The organism is Nocardia sp. NPDC049149 (assembly GCF_043197455.1).
Lineage (GTDB): Bacteria > Actinomycetota > Actinomycetes > Mycobacteriales > Mycobacteriaceae > Nocardia.
On the sequence record NZ_JBICTD010000014.1, the window covers coordinates 24550 to 45725 of the forward strand.

The following is a 21176-nucleotide window of genomic DNA, read 5'->3' on the forward strand; positions in this document are numbered from 1 at the left end:
GTAGCCGAATCTGGCGACGCCGAGCAAGAAGCCGCCGGTTTCGTCGACTCAGCAGCAGCGTCCGATACCGAATTGTCGGTCGCACCGAACGACAACAGCAGCACCACCGCGCGCGAGGCAGCGGAGTTGGATGACGCTGCGGGAACGTCTGCCGAACTCGGGGACGCGGCTGACAATGTGGTGCCGAGCCGCGGCCAGGGTGCCGCTGGCGAACAGTCCGAGGACGCCCCGTTGTCCGTGGACCGAACTGACGACGACTCGACTCAACGCAACACAGCTGACTCGTCCGATGCCCGCTCGGCGTCCGGAGACTTCGACGCTGCGGACGCTTCTGATCGTCCTGCAGATAGTGCCGAGCACACCGCCGCCGCCGACTCGGCCGATGCGCCGGCTGTCATCGGCTTGTCCGATGCCCCAGCCGCCGATGACTCGGCTGAGGTTCCGGGTGCCACCGACGACTCATCCGACGTTGCCGACGACACAGTGTCGGAGTTCACCCCTGAGCGTCTCGAGGACGACGAGTTCCGCTCCGCGCTGGAGGCGATGTTGCTCGTGGTGGACGCTCCGGCCCCGGTAGAGCAGCTGGCGGCGGCCCTCGACGACACCGCCGAGCGGGTGGACGGCGTGTTGCGGGAGGTGTCCGCTGAGCTGTCCGCGCGGGGTAGCGGGATCGATCTGCGTTTCGTGGGGGACGGGTGGCGCTTCTATACTCGCAGCGAGTACGCGCCATATGTGGAGCGGGTGCTGCTCGATGGCGCCCGCACCAAGTTGACGCGGGCGGCGTTGGAAACGCTGGCGGTGGTGGCATATCGTCAGCCGGTGACCCGGACCAGGGTCAGCGCGGTGCGCGGCGTGAATGTCGACGGGGTGATGCGCACGCTGCTGGCCAGGGGCTTGATCGCCGAGGCAGGCATCGACTCGGAAACCAACGGGACGATGTACGCCACGACCGAACTGTTCCTGGAACGGATCGGTCTCGCGTCGCTGACCGACCTGCCGCCACTGGCGCCGCTGCTCCCCGGCGTCGACCTGATCGACGAGATCAACGAGAGCCTGGATACGGACCCCCGCTACACCAGGCTGAAGAAACCCGCCGAGGCCGATTTGGACCTCGGATCCGAAGAATGACAGGACAAAATGAATACGCCCGCTCGCCGAGATGGCACACCGGATCGTAGGAAACGCAGCGACCAGCCCGTCAGGGGCGGCGCAGCCCGAGACGCAGGCACCCGCGGTGCGGCTCGAGGAACAGAACGCGGCGCTTCGCGCGGCGACTACCGCGGGTCCGCCCAGGGCAGTGCCCAGCGCGGCACGCAGAGCGCGCCCGGTTACCGGGGCAGCGCCTCGTCAGCCACCTCGCGCGGCGCCGCCTACCGCGGAAACTCGCAGGACGGCAACGCTTATCGCGGCGGCTCGCGCAACGCTGACGCGCAGGGCGGCAACGCTTATCGCGGCGACGCTCGCGACAACGCCTATCGTGGCGGCTCGCGCAACGCTGATGCGCAGGGCGGCAACGCTTATCGCGGTCGCACCGAAGGCGACTCCTACCGCGGCCGCACCGACACCCCCAAGGGCGGCACCGCTCAGCGCGGAAACTCGCAGGGCGGCAACACTTCTCGCGGCTCCGGTCGCGGCCCGGCACCGGGCGCGACCCAGTGGGGTGGCGGCATCCCGCAGCGCCGCGCCACTCAGTCGGCGCCGACCGGCAAGAAGAAGAACCCCAAGCCGCAGCGCCAGACCACCTCGGCACCGCACCTTAGCAACGCCAAGCCTGCCAAGCGCCAGCACACCGAGCCTGCCGCTTCGGAAGGCCACGTCAAGATGCCGTGGGGCGAGGGCGAGCGTTTGCAGAAGGTCCTCGCCAAGGCCGGCGTGGCGTCTCGCCGCGCCGCCGAGGAGATGATCGCCCAGGGCCGCGTCGAGGTCGACGGCGCCATCGTCGTCGAGCAGGGCTTGCGTATCGATCCCCAGGTCGCTGTCGTCCGCGTGGACGGCACCCGCGTGATGGTGCGCGAAGAACTGGTGCATGTGGTGCTGAACAAGCCGAAGGGCTGGCAGTCCACCATGTCCGACGATCTCGGCCGCCCCTGTGTCGGCGATATCGTCGCCGAGCGCATCGCGGCGGGCCAGCGCCTGTTCCATGTCGGGCGTCTCGACGCCGACACCGAGGGCCTGCTGCTGCTCACCAACGACGGTGATCTCGCGCACCGGCTCATGCACCCGTCTTTCCAGGTGTCCAAGACCTATCTCGCGACGGTGAACGGCGAGGTGCACAAGTCGATCGGCAAGAAGCTCAAAGACGGCATCGAACTCGAAGACGGTCCCGCGAAGGTGGACAGCTTCCAGGTGCTCGAATTGGGCGAGGGACGTTCTTTGGTGAAACTCGTGTTGCACGAAGGGCGTAAGCACATCGTGCGCAGGCTGCTCGACGCGGTCGGCCATCCGGTGACCCGGCTGGTGCGCACGAATATCGGTCCGGTCGCGCTCGGCGACCAGCGCCCTGGCACGTTGCGCGTGCTCGGTCGCTCGGAAATCGGCAAACTCTACGAGGCGGTGTCGTTGTGATGGGTGTGGAGATTCCGGTCGAGGCCCCGCGTCTGTTGTCGGGGACGAGTCCGCTCGTCGTCGCGATGGACGGCCCGTCCGGTACCGGCAAGTCCAGCGTCTCGCGCCGTCTTGCCACTCGACTCGGCGCCCGCTATCTCGACACCGGCGCCATGTATCGGGTGGCGACGCTGCGCGTGCTGCGGGCAGGCGTCGAGCTGACCGATGCGGCCGCCATCGGTGCCGCGGTCAAGGAGCTGCCGCTGTCCATCGGCACTGATCCGCGTCGTGAGGTGATCCAGCTCGACGGCGAGGACGTGTCCTCGGAGATTCGTGGCGACGCGGTCACCAAGGCCGTTTCCGCGGTGTCCGCAGTGCCTGAGGTCCGTGATCTGCTGGTCGCGCTGCAACGCGAACTCACCACGGCCGCACAGCGCATCGTGGTCGAGGGGCGCGATATCGGCACCGTGGTGCTGACCGACGCGGACGCCAAGATCTACCTGACCGCTTCGGCGGAGGCCCGTGCGCACCGGCGCAACCAGCAGAACATCGCCGAGGGCCGCGGCGACGATTACGAGGCCGTGCTCGCCGACGTGCAGCGTCGCGACACCCTCGATTCCACCCGCAAGGTGTCCCCACTGCGTCCGGCCGACGACGCGGTGCTGGTCGACACCAGCGACCTGAACATGGATGAGGTCATCGACGAGCTGTATCGCGTTGTCGCGCAGCAGATCTCGACGAGTAGGCCGGGAGGCGCGCAATGACGGAAGACGTGATGGCCGGCGACGGCATCTGGAGTGACGAAACCGAGTGGGAGCTCGTCGATTTCGACAGCGAGTTCGACGGTGACGAGCAGCTGGCGATGCCGACGCTCGCCGTGGTCGGGCGGCCGAATGTCGGCAAGTCGACGTTGGTGAACCGCATCATCGGCCGCCGCGAGGCCGTCGTCGAGGACATCCCCGGGGTGACCCGCGACCGAATTTCCTACGAGGCCAACTGGTCCGGTCGTCGTTTCCTTGTGCAGGACACCGGCGGCTGGGAGCCCGACGCCAAAGGCCTGCAGCAGTCGGTGGCCAGGCAGGCCGAGGTGGCCATGGAGACCGCGGACGCGATTCTGCTCGTGGTCGACGCCGTGGTCGGCGCCACCGCCACCGACGAGGCGGCGGTGCGCAAGCTGCGCCGCTCCAAGATCCCGGTCATCTTGGTGGCCAACAAGGTTGACGACGAGCGCGTCGAATCCGAGGCTGCCGCACTGTGGTCGCTCGGCCTCGGCGAGCCGAGGATGGTCAGCGCCGCGCACGGCCGCGGCACCGGCGATCTGCTCGACGACGTGCTCGCGGCGCTGCCGGAGACCCCGCGCGAGGGCACCGGTGGGCGGGGCCCGCGCCGCGTTGCCCTGGTCGGCAAGCCCAATGTGGGCAAGTCGAGCCTGTTGAACAAGCTGGCGGGCGACGAGCGCTCGGTGGTGCACGATGTCGCGGGCACCACCGTCGACCCGGTCGACTCGCTCGTCGAATTGGGCGGCAAGATCTGGAAATTCGTCGATACCGCCGGTTTGCGGCGCAAGGTCTCCCATGCCAGCGGCACCGAGTTCTATGCCTCGCTGCGCACCAAGGCGGCGCTGGAGGCGTCCGAGGTCGCGATCATGCTTGTCGATGCCGCCGAGCCGATCACCGAGCAGGATCTGCGGGTGATCAGCATGGTGGCCGACTCCGGTCGCGCGCTGGTGCTTGCCTTCAACAAGTGGGACCTGGTCGACGAGGACCGTCGGCTGCAGCTGGATCGTGAGGTCGACCGGGATCTGGTCCGGGTGCCGTGGGCGCAGCGGGTGAACATCTCCGCGCACACCGGCCGCGCGGTGCAGAAGTTGGTGCCCGCCATGGAAACCGCGCTCGAATCGTGGGACAAGCGCATCTCCACCGGCCGCCTGAACAACTGGCTCAAAGAGGTCGTCGCGGCGACGCCGCCGCCGATGCGTGGCGGGCGACTGCCCCGCGTCATGTTCGCGACTCAGGCGTCGACCCGTCCGCCGACGTTCGTCTTGTTCACCACCGGATTCCTGGAGGCGGGCTACCGCCGGTTCCTGGAGCGCAGGCTCCGTGAGGAATTCAACTTCGACGGTTCGCCGGTGCGTATCTCGGTGCGCGTCCGGGAGAAGCGGGAACGCAACAAGAAGTAGGTCGAGAGATCACGAGCCCCGGGCGGCAATCGAGCATTGCCGCCCGGGGTTTTTCGTGCCGATCGTCCAGCCAACGGCCGCACACCCGGGTCGGAATCAACCCGTCGAGTGATCCGCGTCGCACCTCCGGCGCAGTGTGTGTTGCACAACACTCTGACCGTGCCGCCGTGCGTGCGGCGGGGCCGACCTGGCAGTATCCGCACATGGTCATTCCCAGCGTGCTGCCGGAACGTCCGACCACCGTGAGCCCGTTCGAAACCGGGTGGCCGGTGCGCCTCGCCGACACCGACGGCAACCAACGCCTTCGGCTCGACGCCATCGCCCGCTATCTGCAGGACATCGGGTTCGAACACCTCGACGCGGTGCCGGATGGCGATACCCACCGCGGCTGGGTGGTGCGCCGCACCGCGATCGACGTGCTGAAGCCGATCCAGTTCGGCGAGCGGGTCACCCTGCGCCGCTGGTGTTCCGGCTTGTCCACCCGCTGGTGCAACATGCGGGTGCAGATCTGTGGCAGCAGCGGCGGGCTCATCGAGACCGAGGCCTTCATCATCCATTTCGGCACCGAATCCGGCGTGCCCGCGCGGATGAGCGACCGCTTCCTGGAGCCGATGCTGGCCCACACGACCGAGCACCGGCTGCGCTGGAAGGCCGCCTTGAGCGATCCGCCGCCGGTCGACGGGGACGTGCGGCCCTTCCCGTTGCGCGTCACCGACATCGACATGCTCGATCATGTCAACAACGCGGTCTACCTGAGCGGCGTCGAGGAGGTGCTGGCCGACCACGCCGACCTGAAGTCGGGTCCGCATCGCGCCGTCATCGAGTACGCGAAACCGTTGCGCACCGGCGACAGCGTGCATCTGGTCGCCACGCGCAGCGGCTCGGCACTCGACATCTGGTTCACCGTCGCCGACGAACCGCACGCCGTCGCCCGGATCATGCCGCGCTGAGCGGTCAGCCGGCCAGTTTCGCCACCGTGGCGTGAGCTCCGTTGGCATACAACGAATCCAGCGCCGCGACGTAGGCGCGCACGAACCGCGGTTCGTCGATGAGATCGCCGAATACCGAACGGTCACTGAGGAATGCGGTGCGATCCTCGCGCTGTCGGCGCGCCAGGGGGGTGAGCCGCGCGTGCAGCCGGTCGACGATGTCGATCGGCTGGCCCTGCTCGTCGATGCCCTCGGCATAGCGGGCCCAGCTGGCGACGATCGCTGCCGCACAGGTGATCTCGCCGTCGTCGGCGAGCCGGTGGCGAATCACCGGCAGCACCCATTTCGGAATCCGGTCCGATGATTCCGCGCACAGCCGCGCCACGGTATCGCCGATCGCCGGGTTGGCGAAGCGCTCGATGAGCGTCTGCTTGTACTGATCGAGATCGACGCCGGGCACCGGCAACAGGGTAGGTGTCGCCTCGATATCCATGTACCGCAACAGGAATCGGCGAAATGCCGGATCCTGTGCCGCGTCGTGCACCAGTCGATACCCGCTGAGATACCCGAAGTAGGCCAGCGCCTGGTGGCTCGCGTTCAGCAGTCGCAGCTTCATCAGCTCGTAGGGCGCCACATCCGCGACCAGCTGCACGCCGACCGCGCCGTAGTCGGGACGGCCGAGGGTGAACGAATCCTCCAGCACCCATTGGGTGAACGGCTCGGTGACCACCGGCCACCGGTCGAGCACCCCGTAGCGCCGCTCGACCTCGGCCGCGGCACTGGGCGGCGTCACCGGCGTGATCCGATCCACCATCGAGTTCGGGAAGCACACCTCCTGCGCCACCCACTCGCCGAGATCGGGATTGCGCAGCCGGGCGAACGTGCCGAACGTGGTGCGTGCCACGTGCCCGTTCCCCTCGATGTTGTCGCACGACAGCACCGTGAACGGTGCGATGCCGCGTGCTCTGCGCCTGGCCAGCCCCTCGGTGATCAGACCGAAGATGGTGGCGGGCACCGCATTCGGCGCGAGGTCGGCCTGGATCGCCGGATCGTCGGGGTCGAACGCGCCGGTGGTCGCCGAGAAGTGGTACCCGCCTTCGGTCACGGTGAGTGAAACGATGCGGGTGGCCGGGTCGGCGAGCTTCGCCAGCACCGCCTCGGGATCGTCTGGCGCGTACAGGTATTCGACGATCGAGCCGATCACCCGCGTGGTCCACGAGCCGTCCGGCGCGAGGACGGACAGCGTGTACAGATCGTCCTGCGCCCGCAGCGCGTCCCGCATCCGCTGGTCGGCAGGCAGGACGCCGACTCCGCAGATGCCCCACTCCCTGGCGTCGCCCGCGCTGAGCAGCCGGTCGAGGTACATCGCCTGATGTGCCCGATGAAACCCGCCGACCCCGAAATGCACGATGCCGGTGCTGATTCCGGTTCGGTCGTAGGCCGGTGTCGCGATGCGGGAGTCGAGCTCCCGCAGGGTAGCGGCGCGCAGCGGCACAGCTGTGTCCCAAGTCATGCTCACCCCACAAATGTTGTGTACGTCACAAATCGGATGCTACCCTCTATGAGCAGTAGATCACATGCTGAGCAGATGCTCAGTCACTGCCTGGACTCGATGAGGAGGCCATGTGGCCACCGTCCCATCCCGGCCGAGCGCCTCGGATGACGTCAGGCTCGCGTTGCGGGCCGCGCAGCTCTATCACCTCGAGGGCGCCACGCAAGCCGAAATCGCGGCCAAACTGGGTGTTTCGCGACCGACAGCGGGCAGGCTCATCGCACGAGCCCGCGCGCAGGGATTGGTGCGCATCGAGATCAGCGTCCCCGACGACCTGCGCGCGGCCGTGCACACCGACGTCGAGTCGGAGCTGGAGGCCGCGTTCGGCCTCACCGAGGCCGTCGTGCTCGGCGAAATACCCGACGGCTCGCCGTCCGGCCTGGTGCCGTTGGCCCGTGCGGCGGTCGGCGTGCTGGCCCGCAGGCTGCAACCCGACGACACCCTCGGATTCACCTGGGGCCCGGAGACCATCGCCGTCGCACACGAACTGCGCACGAAGTCCGCGCGCTGCGCCACCGTCGTGCAGCTGGACGGATCGATGACCTCGATCGACTACCAGACCGGCGTCGACTACACCCTCGGCCGCTGCGCCACCGTCCTGCAGGCCACGCCGGTCCGGCTGCTCGCCCCGCTCTACGCCGATTCCGCGACCGTCACCGCGCTGGCGCAGGATTCGGTGCTCGGCCGCGCGATGGCGCTCGGGCGCGCCGCCGACGTGATGATGTTCGGCGTCGGCACGGTCTCCACCGCGACCACGCTGTTCGAGGGCAGCTACCTCGACACCGCGATCCTCGACGAACTGCACGGCCTCGGCGCGGTCGGCGAGATCGGCGGCCGGTTCTTCCACGCCGACGGCAGTGACATCGCGGGATCGCTTGCCGCACGCACCGTTTCGGTCGGTCTCGACGCCGTGCGCGCCTGTCGCTCGACGGTGCTGATCTCCGGCGGTGCGGCCAAACATCACGCCACGCTCGGCGCACTGCGCGGCGGGCTGGCCAAGATCCTCGTCACCGACCTCGAATGCGCGCGGTGGCTGCTGGAACAGAAGGAGGGCGCGGCCGATGAGCAGGCATAGCCCAAGGAGAAAACGCACACTGGCACTGGCCGTTTCGGCCGTCCTCGCCGCGGGTGGTTGCGCGGGCGCAGGCACCTTCACCTCCGGTGGCGGCGATCCGGTCACCATCGCCATCGTGTCGAACTCGCAGATGCGCGACGCGATCACGCTGTCGAGCGCGTTCGAGCGCGAAAACCCAGGCACCACACTGAAGTTCGTTTCGCTGTCGGAGAACGAAGCTCGCGCCAAGATCACCGCGTCGGTCGCGACCGGCGGCGGTGAATTCGACGTGGTGATGATCAGCAACTACGAGACGCCGCAGTGGGCTGAAAACGGTTGGCTGACCGATCTGTCCGCCTACGCGCGGAACACGCCGGGCTACGACGAGCAGGATTTCATCCCGTCGCTGCGAAAGTCGTTGTCCTATCAGGGTTCTATGTATTCGGTGCCGTTCTACGGCGAGTCGTCGTTCCTGATGTACCGCAAGGACCTGCTCGAACAGGCCGGGCTCACCATGCCTGCCGAGCCGGCCTGGGATCAGGTGGCTGCCGCGGCGGCGAAACTCGACGACCCGGCGGGCGGGCGCTCCGGCATCTGCCTGCGCGGCAAGCCGGGCTGGGGCGAATCCCTCGCCCCGCTCAACACGGTGATCAACACCTTCGGCGGCCGCTGGTTCGACGAGAACTGGCACGCTCAGCTCACCAGCCCCGAAGTTGTTCGGGCCGTGGAGTTCTACGTCGACCTGGTGCGCACGCACGGCCAGCCCGGCGCGGCGACCAGCGGCTTCGGCGAATGCGCCACGCAGCTCGCCCAGGGCAACACCGCGATGTGGTACGACGCGACCTCTGCCGTCTCGGTGTTGGAGGATCCCGCGTCGAGCAAGGTGGTCGGCAAGATCGGCTACGCGCTCGCCCCGGTGCGCGAGAAGCCGAACTCCGGGTGGCTCTACACCTGGTCGCTCGGCATCCCGAAGACCAGCGACAAGCCCGACGCCGCATGGAAATTCGTCTCGTGGATGACCGGCAAGCCCTACATCAGGATGGTCGGCGAGCGGCTCGGCTGGTCGCATGTGCCGCCGGGCAGCCGCCAGTCCACCTATCAGATCCCCGAATATCGGGAGGCTTCGAAGGCGTACGGGCCGCTCACGTTGTCGGCAATGGAGGGCGTCGACCCGGAACACCCAGGGACCCGGCCGGTTCCGTACACGGGCATCCAGTTCCTCACCATCCCGGAGTTCCAGGATCTCGGTACCAGGGTGAGCCAGCAGATCAGCGCAGCGGTCGCGGGCCGGATCAGCGTCCGCGCCGCACTCGACCAGGCCCAGCAGTACGCCGAGGTGGTCGGTCGGTCGTATCGAGAGAGTCAGTAGTCATGTCTGAAACCACCACCGCGCGCACCACCCAAGCCGCACCGGCCGCCGCGCCGCCGCGCCTCGTCTCTCGCCGGGATCGGATTTCCCGTGCCGAAGGCTGGCGCCGCCGAGGTCCGCTGCTGCCCGCGCTGATCTTCATGCTCGTGGTCACCCAGTTGCCGTTCGTGTTCACGCTGTACTACTCGACGCAGTCGTGGAACCTGGTGCGACCGGGCTCGCGACATTTCACCGGTCTGCAGAACTATGCGGATGTGTTCCGGGACAGTCAGTTCCGGCAGGTCGCGCTCAACACCGTGCTCATGATCGTCGGCACCGTCATCATCTCGGTGATCCTCGGACTGCTGCTCGCGTTGCTGCTGGATCGGGCGTTCTTCGGCCGCGGCGTGGTGCGCACCCTGCTGATCACGCCGTTCCTGGTGACTCCCGTTGCGGCAGCACTGATCTGGAAGACGACCATGCTCGACCCGGTCTTCGGCCTGGTCAATTTTGTGCTGAAACCGTTCGGCGTCGGCCAGATCGACTGGGTGAGCAGATATCCGCTGCCCGCGGTGATGGCCGACCTGGTGTGGCAGTGGACCCCGTTCATGATGTTGCTGATCCTGGCCGGGCTGCAGTCGATGCCGCGCGACATCGTGGAGGCCGCGCGGGTCGACGGCGCCACCTCGTTCGCGGTGTTCCGGGAACTCACGCTGCCGCACCTGCGCCGCTTCATCGAACTCGGAGCCGTGCTCGGCGCCATCTACCTGGTGAACACCTTCGACGCGGTGTACATGATGACCTCGGGCGGACCCGGCATCGCGAGCTCGAACCTGCCCTTCTACATCTATCAGCGCGCCTTTCTCGGCTTCGACATCGGCCAGGCGGCCGCGATGGGTGTGGTCACCGTCATCGCCACCACCATCGTCGCGACCTTGGCATTGCGCCTGCTGTTCAAGTCGTTCACCGGAAAAGAGGAGGCGGCATGACTTCCCATGCCCTCGTCGGGAAACCCACTGTGGCGGACGGTGTTCCGGTGCGCAAGCGACGCAACCGGACCGGCATGGTCTGGAGTGCGCTGGCCTGGCTGGTCGGCATCGGCTTCTTCTTCCCGGTGCTGTGGATGGTGCTGACGGCGTTCAAACAGGAGGGCGACGCCTACACCGACCCGCCGAAGCTGATCTTCACCCCGACCCTCGACCAGTTCTCGGCGGTCCTGGACAGCGGCATCGGCACCACCCTGCTGAATTCCACCTTCGCCACCGCGATGTCGACGATTCTGGTGCTGCTGCTCGGCCTGCCCGCCGCGTTCGCGCTCTCGCTGCGCCCGGTGCGCCGCACCCAGGACGCGCTGTTCTTCTTCATCGGCACCAAGATGCTGCCGGTGGTCGCGGCGATCGTCCCGCTGTACGTGATCGTCGGCGATATCGGTCTGCTGGACAACATTTGGGCGCTCGTCATCCTCTACACCGCGATGAACCTCCCGATCGCGGTCTGGATGATGCGCTCGTTCTTCCTCGAAGTGCCGAGTGAACTGCTCGAGGCCGCGAGCATGGACGGGGCTGGTCTGTGGACCGCGGTGCGCGAGGTGATCCTGCCGCTCGTCTCGCCAGGCATCGCCGCGACCGCGTTGATCTGTGTCATCTTCTCGTGGAACGAATTCTTTTTCGCGGTCAACCTGACCGCCGTTCAGGCACAGACGATTCCGGTGTTCCTGGTCGGCTTCATCACGGGGGAGGGCCTGTACTGGGCCCGGTTGTCCGCGGCAGCGGTGCTCGCCGCGCTGCCTGTTGTCCTTGCCGGGTGGATCGCGCAGAACAAGCTGGTGCGCGGTCTCTCGTTCGGCGCCATCAAGTAAGGAAAGATCCATGGCCACCATTCGTTACGACTCGGCGTCCTGCGTATATCCCGGCGCGGACACCCTCGCGGTCGACTCGCTCGACCTGGACATCGCCGACGGCGAATTCATCGTCCTGGTCGGGCCTTCCGGCTCGGGGAAGTCGACGGCGCTGCGCATGCTCGCCGGCCTGGAGGAGATCGATGCCGGAACGATCCGCATCGACGGCGCGGACATGGTCGGTGTGCCGTCCAAGGATCGCGACATCGCCATGGTCTTCCAGAACTATGCGCTCTATCCGAACAAGACCGTCGGCGAGAACATGGGTTTCGCCCTCAAGATGCTCAAAGTGCCGCTGGCCGAACGCAAGCAGCGGGTGGCCGAGACCGCGGAGCTGCTCGGTCTCACGCCGTTTCTCGACCGTAAACCCGCGAAACTGTCGGGCGGCCAACGGCAACGGGTCGCGATGGGCCGCGCGATCGTGCGGGAGCCGCGCGTGTTCTGCATGGACGAGCCGCTGAGCAACCTCGACGCGAAGCTGCGGGTGCAGACCCGCACCCAGATCGCCGCACTGCAGCGCAGGCTCGGCACCACCACGGTGTACGTCACCCACGATCAGGTCGAGGCGATGACCATGGGCGATCGCGTCGCAGTGCTGCGCGACGGCAGGCTGCAGCAGTTCAGCACGCCCGCCGAGCTCTACGACCGGCCTGCCACCGCGTTCGTCGCGGGCTTCATCGGCTCGCCGTCGATGAACCTGCTCACGGTCCCGATCGTCGCGGGCGGCGTCGAGATCGGCGGCAGCACAGTCGAACTGCCGCGGGACCGGATCACCGCGCTGGCCGATGCGGGCCTGGACACCGTGACCGTCGGCATCCGCCCCGAGCAACTCGCACTGCGCCCACTGGCTCCCGTCTCGGAGCGCCGCGACGGCGCCGGTTTCACCGTCACCGTCGAACTGATCGAGGAGCTCGGCAGCGAGTCCTATGTCTACGCCAGGACTCCCGGCACCCAGGTCACCGGCCTTGACGGCGAAGCATTCACCTTCGTCGCGCGGTCGGGGATGCGGGCACCGGCCAAACTGGCCGAGTCGATCAACTTGGAGGTCACGAATCCAGGCACAGTCCACTTGTTCCACCCGGTGACCGGTGCCCGAATCGCCGATTAGGCGATACCGTGCTCTGGCGGGACGAACCGCCCCGCTTCGGCATGACTACCGCACCGGAGGCTTTGCGTGACTGTCGACTCCCCAGCGGCCGGTAAAACCGCCCTGCACAATGTTCGCGTCTTCGACGGCTACGGCCTGACCCAGCCGACGACGGTGGTGATCGACGGCGCCGTGCTCGGCACCGATCCAGGCGGCGCCGAACCGGTCGACGCGCGCGGTGCGGTCCTGCTGCCAGGTCTCATCGACGCCCACGTGCACCTGTCCGGTCCGGAGTCGCTCGACGCGTTCGCCGCGCACGGCGTGACCACCGCGCTGGACATGGCCACCTGGCCTGCGGGACAACTCACCGAACTGCGTAACCGCCAGGGCGCCACCGACATTCGCAGCGCGGGCCCGCCGATCATCGGCGCTGGCGGCATGCACGCCAAGATGCCCGGCTTAGCCGAGGCCGCCGTCATCCGCGGCCCCGAGGAGGCCGAGGCGATGGTCGCCGAGCGCGTCGCGGCGGGCTCGGACTATCTCAAGCTCGTGCTCGAGGCGCCAGGCGACGGCGGCCCCGACGAGGCGACCGCCAAGGCGGTGGTGGCGGCCGCGCACGCCATGAACCGCCGAATCGTCGCGCACGCCGCATCTTTGGGCGCGTACGCGCTCGCGTTGGATGTCGGCGTCGACTTCGTCACGCACGTGCCGGGAGACGGGCAACTCCCGGCTGAGCATGTCCGCCGGATGGCCGCCGAGGGCCGCGTCGCCATCCCCACCCTGGTCATGATGCAAGGCATCGCAACGGCTTTGGGCCGCCTCGGGTTCGCCGACTGCCTGGCCACCGTCGCGTCGCTGCACAGTCGCGGTGTCCCGATCCTCGCGGGCACCGACGCCAACAGCACACCGGGCGTACCGTTTCAGCCGCAATACGGTGCCTCCCTGCATCGCGAACTGGAGCTGCTCGTCACCGCGGGCCTACCCCCGGCGGAGGCACTACGCGCCGCGACCATCCTGCCCGCCGAGCATTTCGGCCTCACCGACCGCGGCGTCATCGCGCCGGGCAAGCGCGCCGATCTCGTCCTCCTGGACGGCAATCCGCTCGCCGACATCCGCGCCACCCGCCGCATCACCGCCGTCTGGTGCGCGGGCACATCGATCACCCCGGCAGGTCGATAACACGTGACCTCGCAGACGTGTGTCATGTCAGATTTCACGCGTCTCCACCGCGTATGCCCGTACGCACCAAGTACGCGGAAACGCGAACGGCGCCTGAGTAGTCCGCTACTCAGGCGCCGTTCGGGGTGCTCTTCAGAGCGACATGGCTCCGTGTGAGCGCAAGAGCCTGGTGAGATTCGCGCTCACCACGCCGGCCGCACGCAACACCGCTTCCGCCAACGCCGGGATGCGTTGCATCTCGCTCAGCGTCCCCGCCAGCGCGGCGACCACCTCACCGGAGGGCCCACGCACCGGCGCCGCGACGCACGCCAACCCGAAGCGACTCATGTCGGTGTCGAAGGCAAGCCCGCGTTCGCGCACCAGGGTGACCTGACGATTCCACTCGCGCAACGAAAACCCCTCAGGCGCGATCGTCGTCGGGTAGCCGATCGCGAGCACCTGCTCGGCCGCAGTGCCCGAGGGCAGCAGCACCCCGGCGCGCAGCGGAAAGATCTCATCGATCTCGCGCCCGATCCCGCCGATGAGCATCGTGTTTCCCCGGTCGGTGACCGACAGGCTGAACCCGCCTCGATCCGAGGCCGCCGTCAGTTGGCCGAGCGGTCGTGCCGACGCTGCCCGCAGCAGTCGGGCAGGCTGCCAGGTCTGGCCGAGTCGATAGACCCGGGGACCGATCTGATACCGCCCGCTCCGCCGTTGCACCGCCCCCTCGACGACCAACTGATTGAGCAGCCGATATGCGGTTGCTTTCGGTAGTCCGGCGTCCGACGCCAGCTCGGTCAGTCCCTTCTCATCACCGTGCGCGAGTACTTCCAATAGGGCGAACGCCCCTTCGAGCACACCACGGCCCCCCATGGCCGACGCCTTCTCCATCGTCGCTTCGCTCACTCTCTGTCCTCCCATGCAGATAACGCAACGAACCGAGCACGTGCGTTGTTTATCGCTCGTGGTCCAACAAATGGAACGCCCGGTTCGCTCATTCGACCGACACCTTCCTCCGAGCGGTGGACCAGCGACAACATGGGTCCGTCGCGCCGAATTGGCGAGGGGAGTTCCTGTACATCGAAGAGTCTTCATCCCCCGCCCTTCACCCGCGTTTCATCGACGTCTCATGGGCGTGCGGTGTGCAGTTCGGCGCGACGGAAACGACTCGGGGGAAATTTCGGGCAAACGAAATCGAGGGAGATCAGATGGTCGACAGTCTTTTCGCGGACGTGTCATATTTTCAGGTGCCGGTAGACGATTCCTATCCGTTCGGAATCCTGAGTTTCCGCTCCAACGATGGTGACTTTCGCGATCCGAACTTCGCCGCCAATTACGCATGGGCATGCCAGGCTGTGGATTCCGGCCGGTTGGCATGTTTCATCGTCTACTTCTACTGGCGGCCGAACTGGTTGGAGACCGTCGCCGTGCATCGCGAGATGGTGGAACGGGCCGGCGGCCCACACCGGCGCATGATCACCATGATCGACCTCGAGTCCGGGGGGAATCCGCGGGGCAACCAGTCCGACGGCATCAACGGAGCGTACTGGCAGCTAACCGACTGGCTCGGTGACCGCCGTCGCGTGATCGGCTATGCGAACCAGGGCGATTTCTTCGACATGTGGCCAGAACGCCCGGACGGACTGCGCATGGTCGGGGCCGGATACGGCCGCAACCCGAACCTGCCCGGTCAGCTCGCGCACCAGTACACCGACGGCCAGGGCTACGGCGGCGGCCTGCCCGAGGGCTGCCCACCGTTCGGCGACTGCGACATGAACATCGCCTACGCCATGTCGCCCCAGGATTTCGCCGCGGCGTGCGGCGTCGGAATAGAGGAGGAATTCATGTCCGCACTGAACGAGTTCGAGCAGCGCGAGCTGCTGGACAAGACCCGCGATATCTGGATCCAGCTGCGCGGGCCGGAGGGCGAAGGCTGGCCGCAGCTCGGCAAGGACGAGCACGGCAAGAACCGCACCCCCGTCGACGCGCTCGCGGCGATCGACGACGCGCTGGAAGACCAGCGGAAGTAGACGTGCGAAACGCTGCGGTGCCGGTGACGTGATCCGTTGCCGGCACCGTGTTCTCGTCACGGCCGAGCAGGCAGGTGCCCTCGGCAATGGGGTCGACACCGCCACCGCAGCTGTGGGTCCCTCAAGCCTGGCGCGGCAGGATTGTCAGAACGAGTGCGAGCCCGGCCACGATGCTGACGGCCGCGACGGACGTCGCGGCGACGGACGCGGTAAGCGCCGCGACCCCGACGATCAATGCCAGACAGGTGGCGGCGGCCAGCCATGCGGTGCCGTGTTCGACACCGGCGATTTTGGTCGGTTGGTGATTCGTCATTGCCGTACCTCCTTCGCGCAGGGCGGCGTGCGGTCATCGAGACCCGCACGCCGCACGAGCGGGCTACTTGCCCAGCGCGCTCTTCGCCTTGTCCACCGCGTCACCGATGGCGTCCTTGACCTCGGTGACGGCGCCCTTGATCCCAGCTTCGGCCTGATCGGCCTTGCCTTCGGCGCGCAGCTCGTCGTCACCGGTCGCGGCGCCCGCGGCCTCCTTGGCTTTGCCGGAGAACTCGTCGACCTTGTTGCCGATCTTGTCGCGCAGAGACATCGAAACCTCCGTTATGTCGTGGCACATCCGGGTCGGATGCACACGTTGTAAGGACACGGCGGCCGAGGAAAGGGCACGCAGCAACCGCTGAGACAACGGTCACGTCATACTGAACGTGACGGTTTCCGATCCCCGGTGTCTATCCAGATGAGCGGTGGAGGAGGTGCTGTGACCACACAAGAAGCGGTTGCCGAGACCGCGCCGGACGATGCGACCCTGGTGAGCAGGGCGCGTGACGGCGACATGAGGGCCTACGAACAGCTAGTGCTGCGCTATCAGGCGAGGATGTTTCGGCTCGCGGTCAAGATGCTCGCCGACCGCGCGGATGCCGAGGATGTGGTCCAGGAGGTGTTCCTCGGTGCGTGGCGCCGACTACCTCAGCTCAACGATGACGCCGCCTTTGTCGGCTGGCTGTATCGCATGACGACCAATCGCTGTTTGAACGTGATCCGGGGCCGCCGCCCGACGGTCGAGGTAGATCCCGAGATCACCGAATCGCGACGCTCGGACACCCAGCCCGAGCAAGCAGTGCAGGTGAGCACGCAATTGGCCGCGCTGACCGCGGCGCTGCAGCTGCTCACGCCCGAACAACGCGCCTGCTGGCTGCTGCGCGAAGTGCACGGGCTGTCCTACGAGGAGATCGGCGACATCGTCGAGGTGAACACGACAGCGGTGCGCGGCCGCATTGCCCGAGCACGAGCTCATTTGTCCGAGGTGATGAATCCATGGCGGTGAACGGCACGACCGAAGAGGACTACCGGCTGCCCTGCGGCCGCGAAATCGAACAGGTCTGGGATCGGCTCGACGCCGTCGAGGCGGGCCTGGGCGACGAACACGAGAAGACCTGCCCGCACTGCCGTTCCGCCAGAGGCAGCCTGCTCGCCCTGCGCGATGCGACCAAGGAGCTGATCGACGAACCGGATCCGGCGCCGCTCGATCTGACCAGCCGGATCATGTCCGCGGTCCGCGCCGAGGCCAGGCGCGGCCGGACCTTGCGACTGCCGACCGCCGCGCCTGGCACCGTCGAGGTCAGCGAACAGGCCATCGCCGCGGTGCTGCGCTATGCCGCGGATTCGGTGCCCGGCGTCCGCGCCAGGCACTGCCGAGTACGCAGCGTCGGCATGGGCATGGACGGGGAGAACCGGGTCGAGGTCGAGATGTCGGTCGCGATCGGATTCGGGCACACCACGATCGGTGCAGCGCTGCCGATCGTGCGGGAACGGGTCATGGCCGCACTCGACGCGCAGACCGGACTGGAGCTGGCGACGCTCGACCTGGTAGTCGCCGATGTTTACGACACCGAGGAGGACGCCGGCCGATGACAACCGAGGCCATCTCCGAGGTGGTGATCGAGGCCCCGGTCATCGCCGCGGTGGCCGCACAGGCGGCGCGCGCGACGCCGGGGGTGGTGCGGCTGGAACCCGGTGTGCGCGGGCTGGTCTCGACGCTCGTGCGGGTCGGCAAGCAGCGCCTGACCAACGCGGATCCGGCCGCATCGGAGGGCGTCCGGGTGCGAAAGAACGCAGCGGGCGAGCTGAGTGTGCAGGTGGATGTGGTGATTTCGGCCGCCCGCGCGGCGGCGGTGGTCGGTCATGCAGTGCAACAGGAGGTTTCGCGGGTGGTTTTCGAGCAGACCGGGCAGCAGGTCGATGAGGTGTCGGTGTCCATTCTCGATATCGAGCCGGAGCGGCGGTGAGTGCTGTCGACGTCACCGCCGCGATTCTCGGCGCGCTGGACGCTATCGACGGTATCCGCCCCGCCACCTCACTCGGTGTGGAGAGCGCGTCCTGGTTTCCGTGGGACGCACGAGGATTCGCGGTCGACCTGCGATCAGGTCTGGTCGAGGTGCGGGTCGCCGCCGCGGCGCTGCCGTTGGCGCCGCTGGTCGAAAAGGCAACGGCCGCCGTCCGTGCCGCGTTGGCCGGGACCGAATGGGCCGACGCCCGCCTGCGACTGGTGGTCGTCGAACTCGACGCCATCGCCTTCGGTGGCGAGGAGGTTACCTGACTCACACCGTCCGGTCCGTGCCGATCTGCCACGACCGGGTGTCTATCCATCAGATATCCGCTGTACCCCAAGGGAAACCAGGAGGAAGCCGATGAACGCGACGACCACCACGGAGAAGACGACCGACACCAAAACCCAGCCGAAGAACGGGACCGCGGCGGTCGACAAGGACAGCAAGCTGGCCAGTGATCAGGGCACCACCACGATCGCCGATATCGTCGTGCAGAAGGTGGCCGGGCTCGCGGCCCGCGAGGTGCGTGGCGTGCACGATCTCGGCGGCGGCGCGGCCAGGGCGTTCGGCGCTATCCGGGATCGCATTCCCGGCGCGTCGGCCAGTATCGGCCAGGGGGTTTCGGTCGAGGTCGGCGAGACACAGGCGGCCGTCGACCTGGAACTGGTCGTCGAATACGGCGTCGCCATCGCCGAATTGGCACGTGCGGTGCGCCGCAACGTGCTCACCGCGATCGAGCAGATGACCGGTCTGGTGGTGGTCGAGGTGAACATCAACATCAATGACGTCTACATCCCCGGCGACGACGACGAACCGGCGCCGAGCAGTCGGGTGCAGTAGATGAACTCCACTGCGATCTGCCTCGCGATCGGCATTGCCCTGGGATTCGCGGGCGCCTTCGGTGGATTCGGCGCGTTCACCATCGTGCTGCTGTTCGCGATCCTCGGCTTGGTGGTCGGCCGATGGCTCGACGGTGAGCTCGACCTGGCCGGACTGCTGCAGTCGGCGCAGCGCAGGGGCAGGCGATGACCGCCGTCGCGGTCGACTGTCCCGGCGCCACCACGGTCGCGCCGCGCGCGGTCCGGCGGATCGTGGCGCAGGCGGCCCGTGAGGTGGCGGGCGTCGGTGCCGACGTGCGCGTCGACGCCCAGATGTTCGGGGACCGTGCGGCACTGGAGGTTCGGCTGCCGATCACCTATCCGTCGCCGGTCGATCGGGTGGCCAACGCGTGTCGCGCGCATCTGGTCCGCCGCACCGGCGAGCTGACCGGGCTCGCGGTCACCGCGATCGACATCGTGGTGACCGAGCTGACCGCGGAAACCGTTGCGGGCAGGAGGATTCGATGAAACGCAGGCCGCGCCGGGTGATTCCGGCGATCGTGGTCGCGGTGCTTGTCCTGGCGCTGTGTGTCGCGGTGGCGGTGTCGCTGATCCAGCGTTTGGTCGGGGCACACGAGTTCCTCGCCTACGACACCGTCGCGACCGACCTACACGGCATGACCTGGAACGAGGTACCGGTGCTCGTTGTCGGGATCGCCGCGATGGTGCTCGGTTTCGCGTTGCTCGGCCTCGCGCTGTGGCCGGGCAGGCCCGCCGTGCTGCCGCTCACCGCCGAAGACGGGTTGACCGCAGGGGTCACCCGTGGCGGCCTTCGCACGGCGCTGCACAGCACCGCGCGCTCGGTGGACGGTGTCGGATCGGCTCGAATCCGGCTGCGGCGCAATGCGGTCAAGGTGTCGGCGCGCACCGATCGAACCGTTGCTGATGGCATGCCCGAGGCGATCTGCGACACGCTGACCCGTCGCGTGCAGGAGATCGGCCCGCAGCCCGTCCGCCATGTGCGCGCGAAGTTGCACGGCCCGAAGACAGGACAGGCCTCATGAGTCGCGTCAACCGTCCCGCTGGACTGAACCGGACCGTGCTCGGTCTGACCGGACTGCTGCTGCTCGCAGCAGGCGGGCTTGCCGTTGCCGCGCACTACGGCCGACTGCGGTGGGTCCACGCAGGCGACACCCTGGTTCCCGGCACCGCGGCGCCGCCGACCTGGGTGCTGGTGGTCGCGGTCGCGGCCGCCGTGCTGATCGGTGTGCTGTGCCTGCGCTGGCTGCTGGCACAGGTGTACCGGATGCCGAAATCGCGCACCTGGCGCACCGGCGGCAGCGAACCCGCGGGGACAACGGTGTTGGCGTCGTCCACCGCCGCCGCACCGGTGGCCGCCGATATCGAGAGCTATCCCGGCGTGCGCTCCGCGGCCGCCTGGTTGTCGGGCGAACGCACCGCGCCCGAGCTACACCTGGTTGTCACCGCCGAACCGAGCGCCGACATCGCCGACCTGCGTCGGCGCATCCTCGGCCACGCCGTGCCCCGCCTACGCGAGGCTTTGGCGGTCGATGCCATTCCGGTGACCCTCGAACTCGATTTCGCCGAGGATCGTCGACCGGCCCGGGTGCGCTGAGCCGGACCCGCCGCGCGTGGAGGCGGACGCGGCAATGGTCGGCGGCCTACGGTAGTTTGTCGCGATGGAGAATCTCCGCGCCGGCTCGAGCAACGTGGCCGGATTCGAGCAGACAATGCTCGGATGTGCGGCGAAGTCGACGCGTCGGAGGTAGCGAAGTGGCGATGCCAGGCAACCTGTTTGGTGGAGCGGGCTCGGTTCGGCCGAGCCCTGAGTTGGCAGTGAATGGCATCGGCGTTCGGGCGGGTGCCCGATGAGCGCGGAGGGGAAGGCAAGGGCGTTGGAGGCCGAGGTGCGCTCGGTGGACGCCACCCGCATCCTGTCCATCACCGGCGAGATCGACATGGCATCGGCCCCGCAGTTCCAGGCCGCGGTGGCGCAAGCAGCAGAGGATCGGCCGGAGATCCTGGTGGTCGACCTGTCCCAAGTGGAGTTCTTCGGCTCCGCCGGTCTGAGCGTGCTGCTCGTCGCCGCGGAGTCGGTGCCAGCGGGCAGCCTGCGCGTGGTGGCGTCGCCGCCGGTGCGGCGGCCGATCGAGGTGACCGGCTTGGACAAGTTGCTCACCGTATTCAACAGCCTGGCAGACGCGCTCGCGGTCGAGGAGCCGCGCAGGCCTGCCTGAT

The 21176-nt window shown here is 67.8% G+C and carries 26 protein-coding genes; 22 read left to right on the forward strand and 4 right to left on the reverse strand.

The window, feature by feature from the left end; translation table 11 throughout:
* Nucleotides 1–402: 402 nt before the first annotated feature.
* The 5 genes from scpB (at nucleotide 403) to ACGFNJ_RS39075 (ending at nucleotide 5673) form a co-directional block, all read left to right on the forward strand.
* Nucleotides 403–1128: an SMC-Scp complex subunit ScpB gene (gene scpB / locus ACGFNJ_RS39055; protein WP_393461108.1), complete on the forward strand. Its 726-nt coding sequence runs from the start codon at nucleotides 403–405 to the stop codon at nucleotides 1126–1128.
* A gap of 9 nt (nucleotides 1129–1137) precedes the next feature.
* On the forward strand, nucleotides 1138–2565 hold the full coding sequence (locus ACGFNJ_RS39060) for a pseudouridine synthase (RefSeq protein WP_393460622.1): 1428 nt from the start codon (nucleotides 1138–1140) through the stop codon (nucleotides 2563–2565).
* Nucleotides 2565–3308, forward strand: coding sequence for a (d)CMP kinase (gene cmk / locus ACGFNJ_RS39065; RefSeq protein WP_393460625.1), 744 nt, complete (start codon nucleotides 2565–2567; stop codon nucleotides 3306–3308). Before ACGFNJ_RS39060 ends, cmk begins: the two co-directional genes overlap by 1 nt.
* On the forward strand, nucleotides 3305–4723 hold the full coding sequence (gene der / locus ACGFNJ_RS39070; RefSeq protein ID WP_393460628.1) for a ribosome biogenesis GTPase Der: 1419 nt from the start codon (nucleotides 3305–3307) through the stop codon (nucleotides 4721–4723). Before cmk ends, der begins: the two co-directional genes overlap by 4 nt.
* 203 nt (nucleotides 4724–4926) lie before the next feature.
* Nucleotides 4927–5673, forward strand: a complete 747-nt coding sequence (locus ACGFNJ_RS39075) for an acyl-[acyl-carrier-protein] thioesterase (protein WP_393460631.1) — start codon at nucleotides 4927–4929, stop codon at nucleotides 5671–5673.
* Nucleotides 5674–5677: 4 nt separating this feature from the next.
* Here the strand turns inward: ACGFNJ_RS39075 and ACGFNJ_RS39080 are convergent, their stop codons facing one another.
* On the reverse strand, nucleotides 5678–7147 hold the full coding sequence (locus tag ACGFNJ_RS39080; RefSeq protein WP_393461110.1) for a mannitol dehydrogenase family protein: 1470 nt from the start codon (nucleotides 7145–7147) through the stop codon (nucleotides 5678–5680).
* A gap of 130 nt (nucleotides 7148–7277) precedes the next feature.
* Between ACGFNJ_RS39080 and ACGFNJ_RS39085 the strand changes: the two genes are divergently transcribed.
* From ACGFNJ_RS39085 to ACGFNJ_RS39110, 6 genes are all read left to right on the forward strand, one after another.
* Entirely contained in the window at nucleotides 7278–8279 is a 1002-nt protein-coding gene (locus ACGFNJ_RS39085) for a sugar-binding transcriptional regulator (protein ID WP_393460634.1), read from the forward strand.
* Nucleotides 8266–9627: an ABC transporter substrate-binding protein gene (locus tag ACGFNJ_RS39090; protein WP_393460637.1), complete on the forward strand. Its 1362-nt coding sequence runs from the start codon at nucleotides 8266–8268 to the stop codon at nucleotides 9625–9627. Before ACGFNJ_RS39085 ends, ACGFNJ_RS39090 begins: the two co-directional genes overlap by 14 nt.
* Before the next feature lie 2 nt (nucleotides 9628–9629).
* Nucleotides 9630–10595 carry a carbohydrate ABC transporter permease gene (locus tag ACGFNJ_RS39095; RefSeq protein WP_393460640.1) on the forward strand — a complete coding sequence of 322 codons (966 nt, stop codon included), beginning with the start codon at nucleotides 9630–9632 and terminating at the stop codon, nucleotides 10593–10595.
* A gap of 74 nt (nucleotides 10596–10669) precedes the next feature.
* The gene (locus tag ACGFNJ_RS39100) at nucleotides 10670–11464 is read left to right on the forward strand and encodes a carbohydrate ABC transporter permease (RefSeq protein WP_393461112.1); all 795 of its coding nucleotides are present in this window, start codon (nucleotides 10670–10672) and stop codon (nucleotides 11462–11464) included.
* A 10-nt stretch (nucleotides 11465–11474) separates the two neighbouring features.
* Nucleotides 11475–12611: an ABC transporter ATP-binding protein gene (locus ACGFNJ_RS39105; RefSeq protein WP_393460643.1), complete on the forward strand. Its 1137-nt coding sequence runs from the start codon at nucleotides 11475–11477 to the stop codon at nucleotides 12609–12611.
* Nucleotides 12612–12677: 66 nt separating this feature from the next.
* A complete protein-coding gene (locus ACGFNJ_RS39110) occupies nucleotides 12678–13769 on the forward strand; it encodes an amidohydrolase family protein (protein ID WP_393460646.1) in 1092 nt (363 codons plus the stop codon).
* 132 nt (nucleotides 13770–13901) lie between these two features.
* Here the strand turns inward: ACGFNJ_RS39110 and ACGFNJ_RS39115 are convergent, their stop codons facing one another.
* Complete coding sequence (locus ACGFNJ_RS39115) at nucleotides 13902–14654, reverse strand: IclR family transcriptional regulator (protein ID WP_393460649.1); 753 nt, start codon at nucleotides 14652–14654, stop codon at nucleotides 13902–13904.
* 302 nt (nucleotides 14655–14956) lie between these two features.
* Between ACGFNJ_RS39115 and ACGFNJ_RS39120 the strand changes: the two genes are divergently transcribed.
* Nucleotides 14957–15778, forward strand: coding sequence for a hypothetical protein (locus ACGFNJ_RS39120; RefSeq protein WP_393460652.1), 822 nt, complete (start codon nucleotides 14957–14959; stop codon nucleotides 15776–15778).
* 121 nt (nucleotides 15779–15899) lie between these two features.
* Here the strand turns inward: ACGFNJ_RS39120 and ACGFNJ_RS39125 are convergent, their stop codons facing one another.
* Both ACGFNJ_RS39125 and ACGFNJ_RS39130 read right to left on the reverse strand, forming a co-directional pair.
* Nucleotides 15900–16091, reverse strand: a complete 192-nt coding sequence (locus ACGFNJ_RS39125; RefSeq protein WP_393460655.1) for a hypothetical protein — start codon at nucleotides 16089–16091, stop codon at nucleotides 15900–15902.
* Nucleotides 16092–16154: 63 nt separating this feature from the next.
* Nucleotides 16155–16361 carry a CsbD family protein gene (locus ACGFNJ_RS39130; RefSeq protein ID WP_393460658.1) on the reverse strand — a complete coding sequence of 69 codons (207 nt, stop codon included), beginning with the start codon at nucleotides 16359–16361 and terminating at the stop codon, nucleotides 16155–16157.
* Nucleotides 16362–16529: 168 nt separating this feature from the next.
* On the opposite strand from ACGFNJ_RS39130, the gene ACGFNJ_RS39135 reads away from it, so the two are divergent.
* The 10 genes from ACGFNJ_RS39135 (at nucleotide 16530) to ACGFNJ_RS39180 (ending at nucleotide 21175) form a co-directional block, all read left to right on the forward strand.
* On the forward strand, nucleotides 16530–17096 hold the full coding sequence (locus ACGFNJ_RS39135) for an RNA polymerase sigma factor (protein ID WP_393460661.1): 567 nt from the start codon (nucleotides 16530–16532) through the stop codon (nucleotides 17094–17096).
* Nucleotides 17087–17683 carry an Asp23/Gls24 family envelope stress response protein gene (locus ACGFNJ_RS39140; protein WP_393460664.1) on the forward strand — a complete coding sequence of 199 codons (597 nt, stop codon included), beginning with the start codon at nucleotides 17087–17089 and terminating at the stop codon, nucleotides 17681–17683. The genes ACGFNJ_RS39135 and ACGFNJ_RS39140 overlap by 10 nt, the downstream gene beginning before the upstream one ends.
* Complete coding sequence (locus ACGFNJ_RS39145; RefSeq protein ID WP_393460667.1) at nucleotides 17680–18057, forward strand: Asp23/Gls24 family envelope stress response protein; 378 nt, start codon at nucleotides 17680–17682, stop codon at nucleotides 18055–18057. The genes ACGFNJ_RS39140 and ACGFNJ_RS39145 overlap by 4 nt, the downstream gene beginning before the upstream one ends.
* Nucleotides 18054–18368, forward strand: coding sequence for a hypothetical protein (locus ACGFNJ_RS39150; protein WP_393460670.1), 315 nt, complete (start codon nucleotides 18054–18056; stop codon nucleotides 18366–18368). The genes ACGFNJ_RS39145 and ACGFNJ_RS39150 overlap by 4 nt, the downstream gene beginning before the upstream one ends.
* Before the next feature lie 91 nt (nucleotides 18369–18459).
* The gene (locus ACGFNJ_RS39155) at nucleotides 18460–18939 is read left to right on the forward strand and encodes an Asp23/Gls24 family envelope stress response protein (RefSeq protein ID WP_393460673.1); all 480 of its coding nucleotides are present in this window, start codon (nucleotides 18460–18462) and stop codon (nucleotides 18937–18939) included.
* Nucleotides 18940–19128 carry a hypothetical protein gene (locus tag ACGFNJ_RS39160; RefSeq protein ID WP_393460676.1) on the forward strand — a complete coding sequence of 63 codons (189 nt, stop codon included), beginning with the start codon at nucleotides 18940–18942 and terminating at the stop codon, nucleotides 19126–19128. It begins immediately after the preceding gene.
* The gene (locus ACGFNJ_RS39165; RefSeq protein ID WP_393460679.1) at nucleotides 19125–19445 is read left to right on the forward strand and encodes an Asp23/Gls24 family envelope stress response protein; all 321 of its coding nucleotides are present in this window, start codon (nucleotides 19125–19127) and stop codon (nucleotides 19443–19445) included. The genes ACGFNJ_RS39160 and ACGFNJ_RS39165 overlap by 4 nt, the downstream gene beginning before the upstream one ends.
* A complete protein-coding gene (locus ACGFNJ_RS39170; RefSeq protein WP_393460682.1) occupies nucleotides 19442–19981 on the forward strand; it encodes a DUF6286 domain-containing protein in 540 nt (179 codons plus the stop codon). The genes ACGFNJ_RS39165 and ACGFNJ_RS39170 overlap by 4 nt, the downstream gene beginning before the upstream one ends.
* Nucleotides 19978–20553, forward strand: a complete 576-nt coding sequence (locus ACGFNJ_RS39175; RefSeq protein ID WP_393460685.1) for an alkaline shock response membrane anchor protein AmaP — start codon at nucleotides 19978–19980, stop codon at nucleotides 20551–20553. Before ACGFNJ_RS39170 ends, ACGFNJ_RS39175 begins: the two co-directional genes overlap by 4 nt.
* A 253-nt stretch (nucleotides 20554–20806) precedes the next feature.
* Nucleotides 20807–21175: an STAS domain-containing protein gene (locus ACGFNJ_RS39180; protein WP_393460688.1), complete on the forward strand. Its 369-nt coding sequence runs from the start codon at nucleotides 20807–20809 to the stop codon at nucleotides 21173–21175.
* Nucleotide 21176 lies beyond the last annotated feature (1 nt).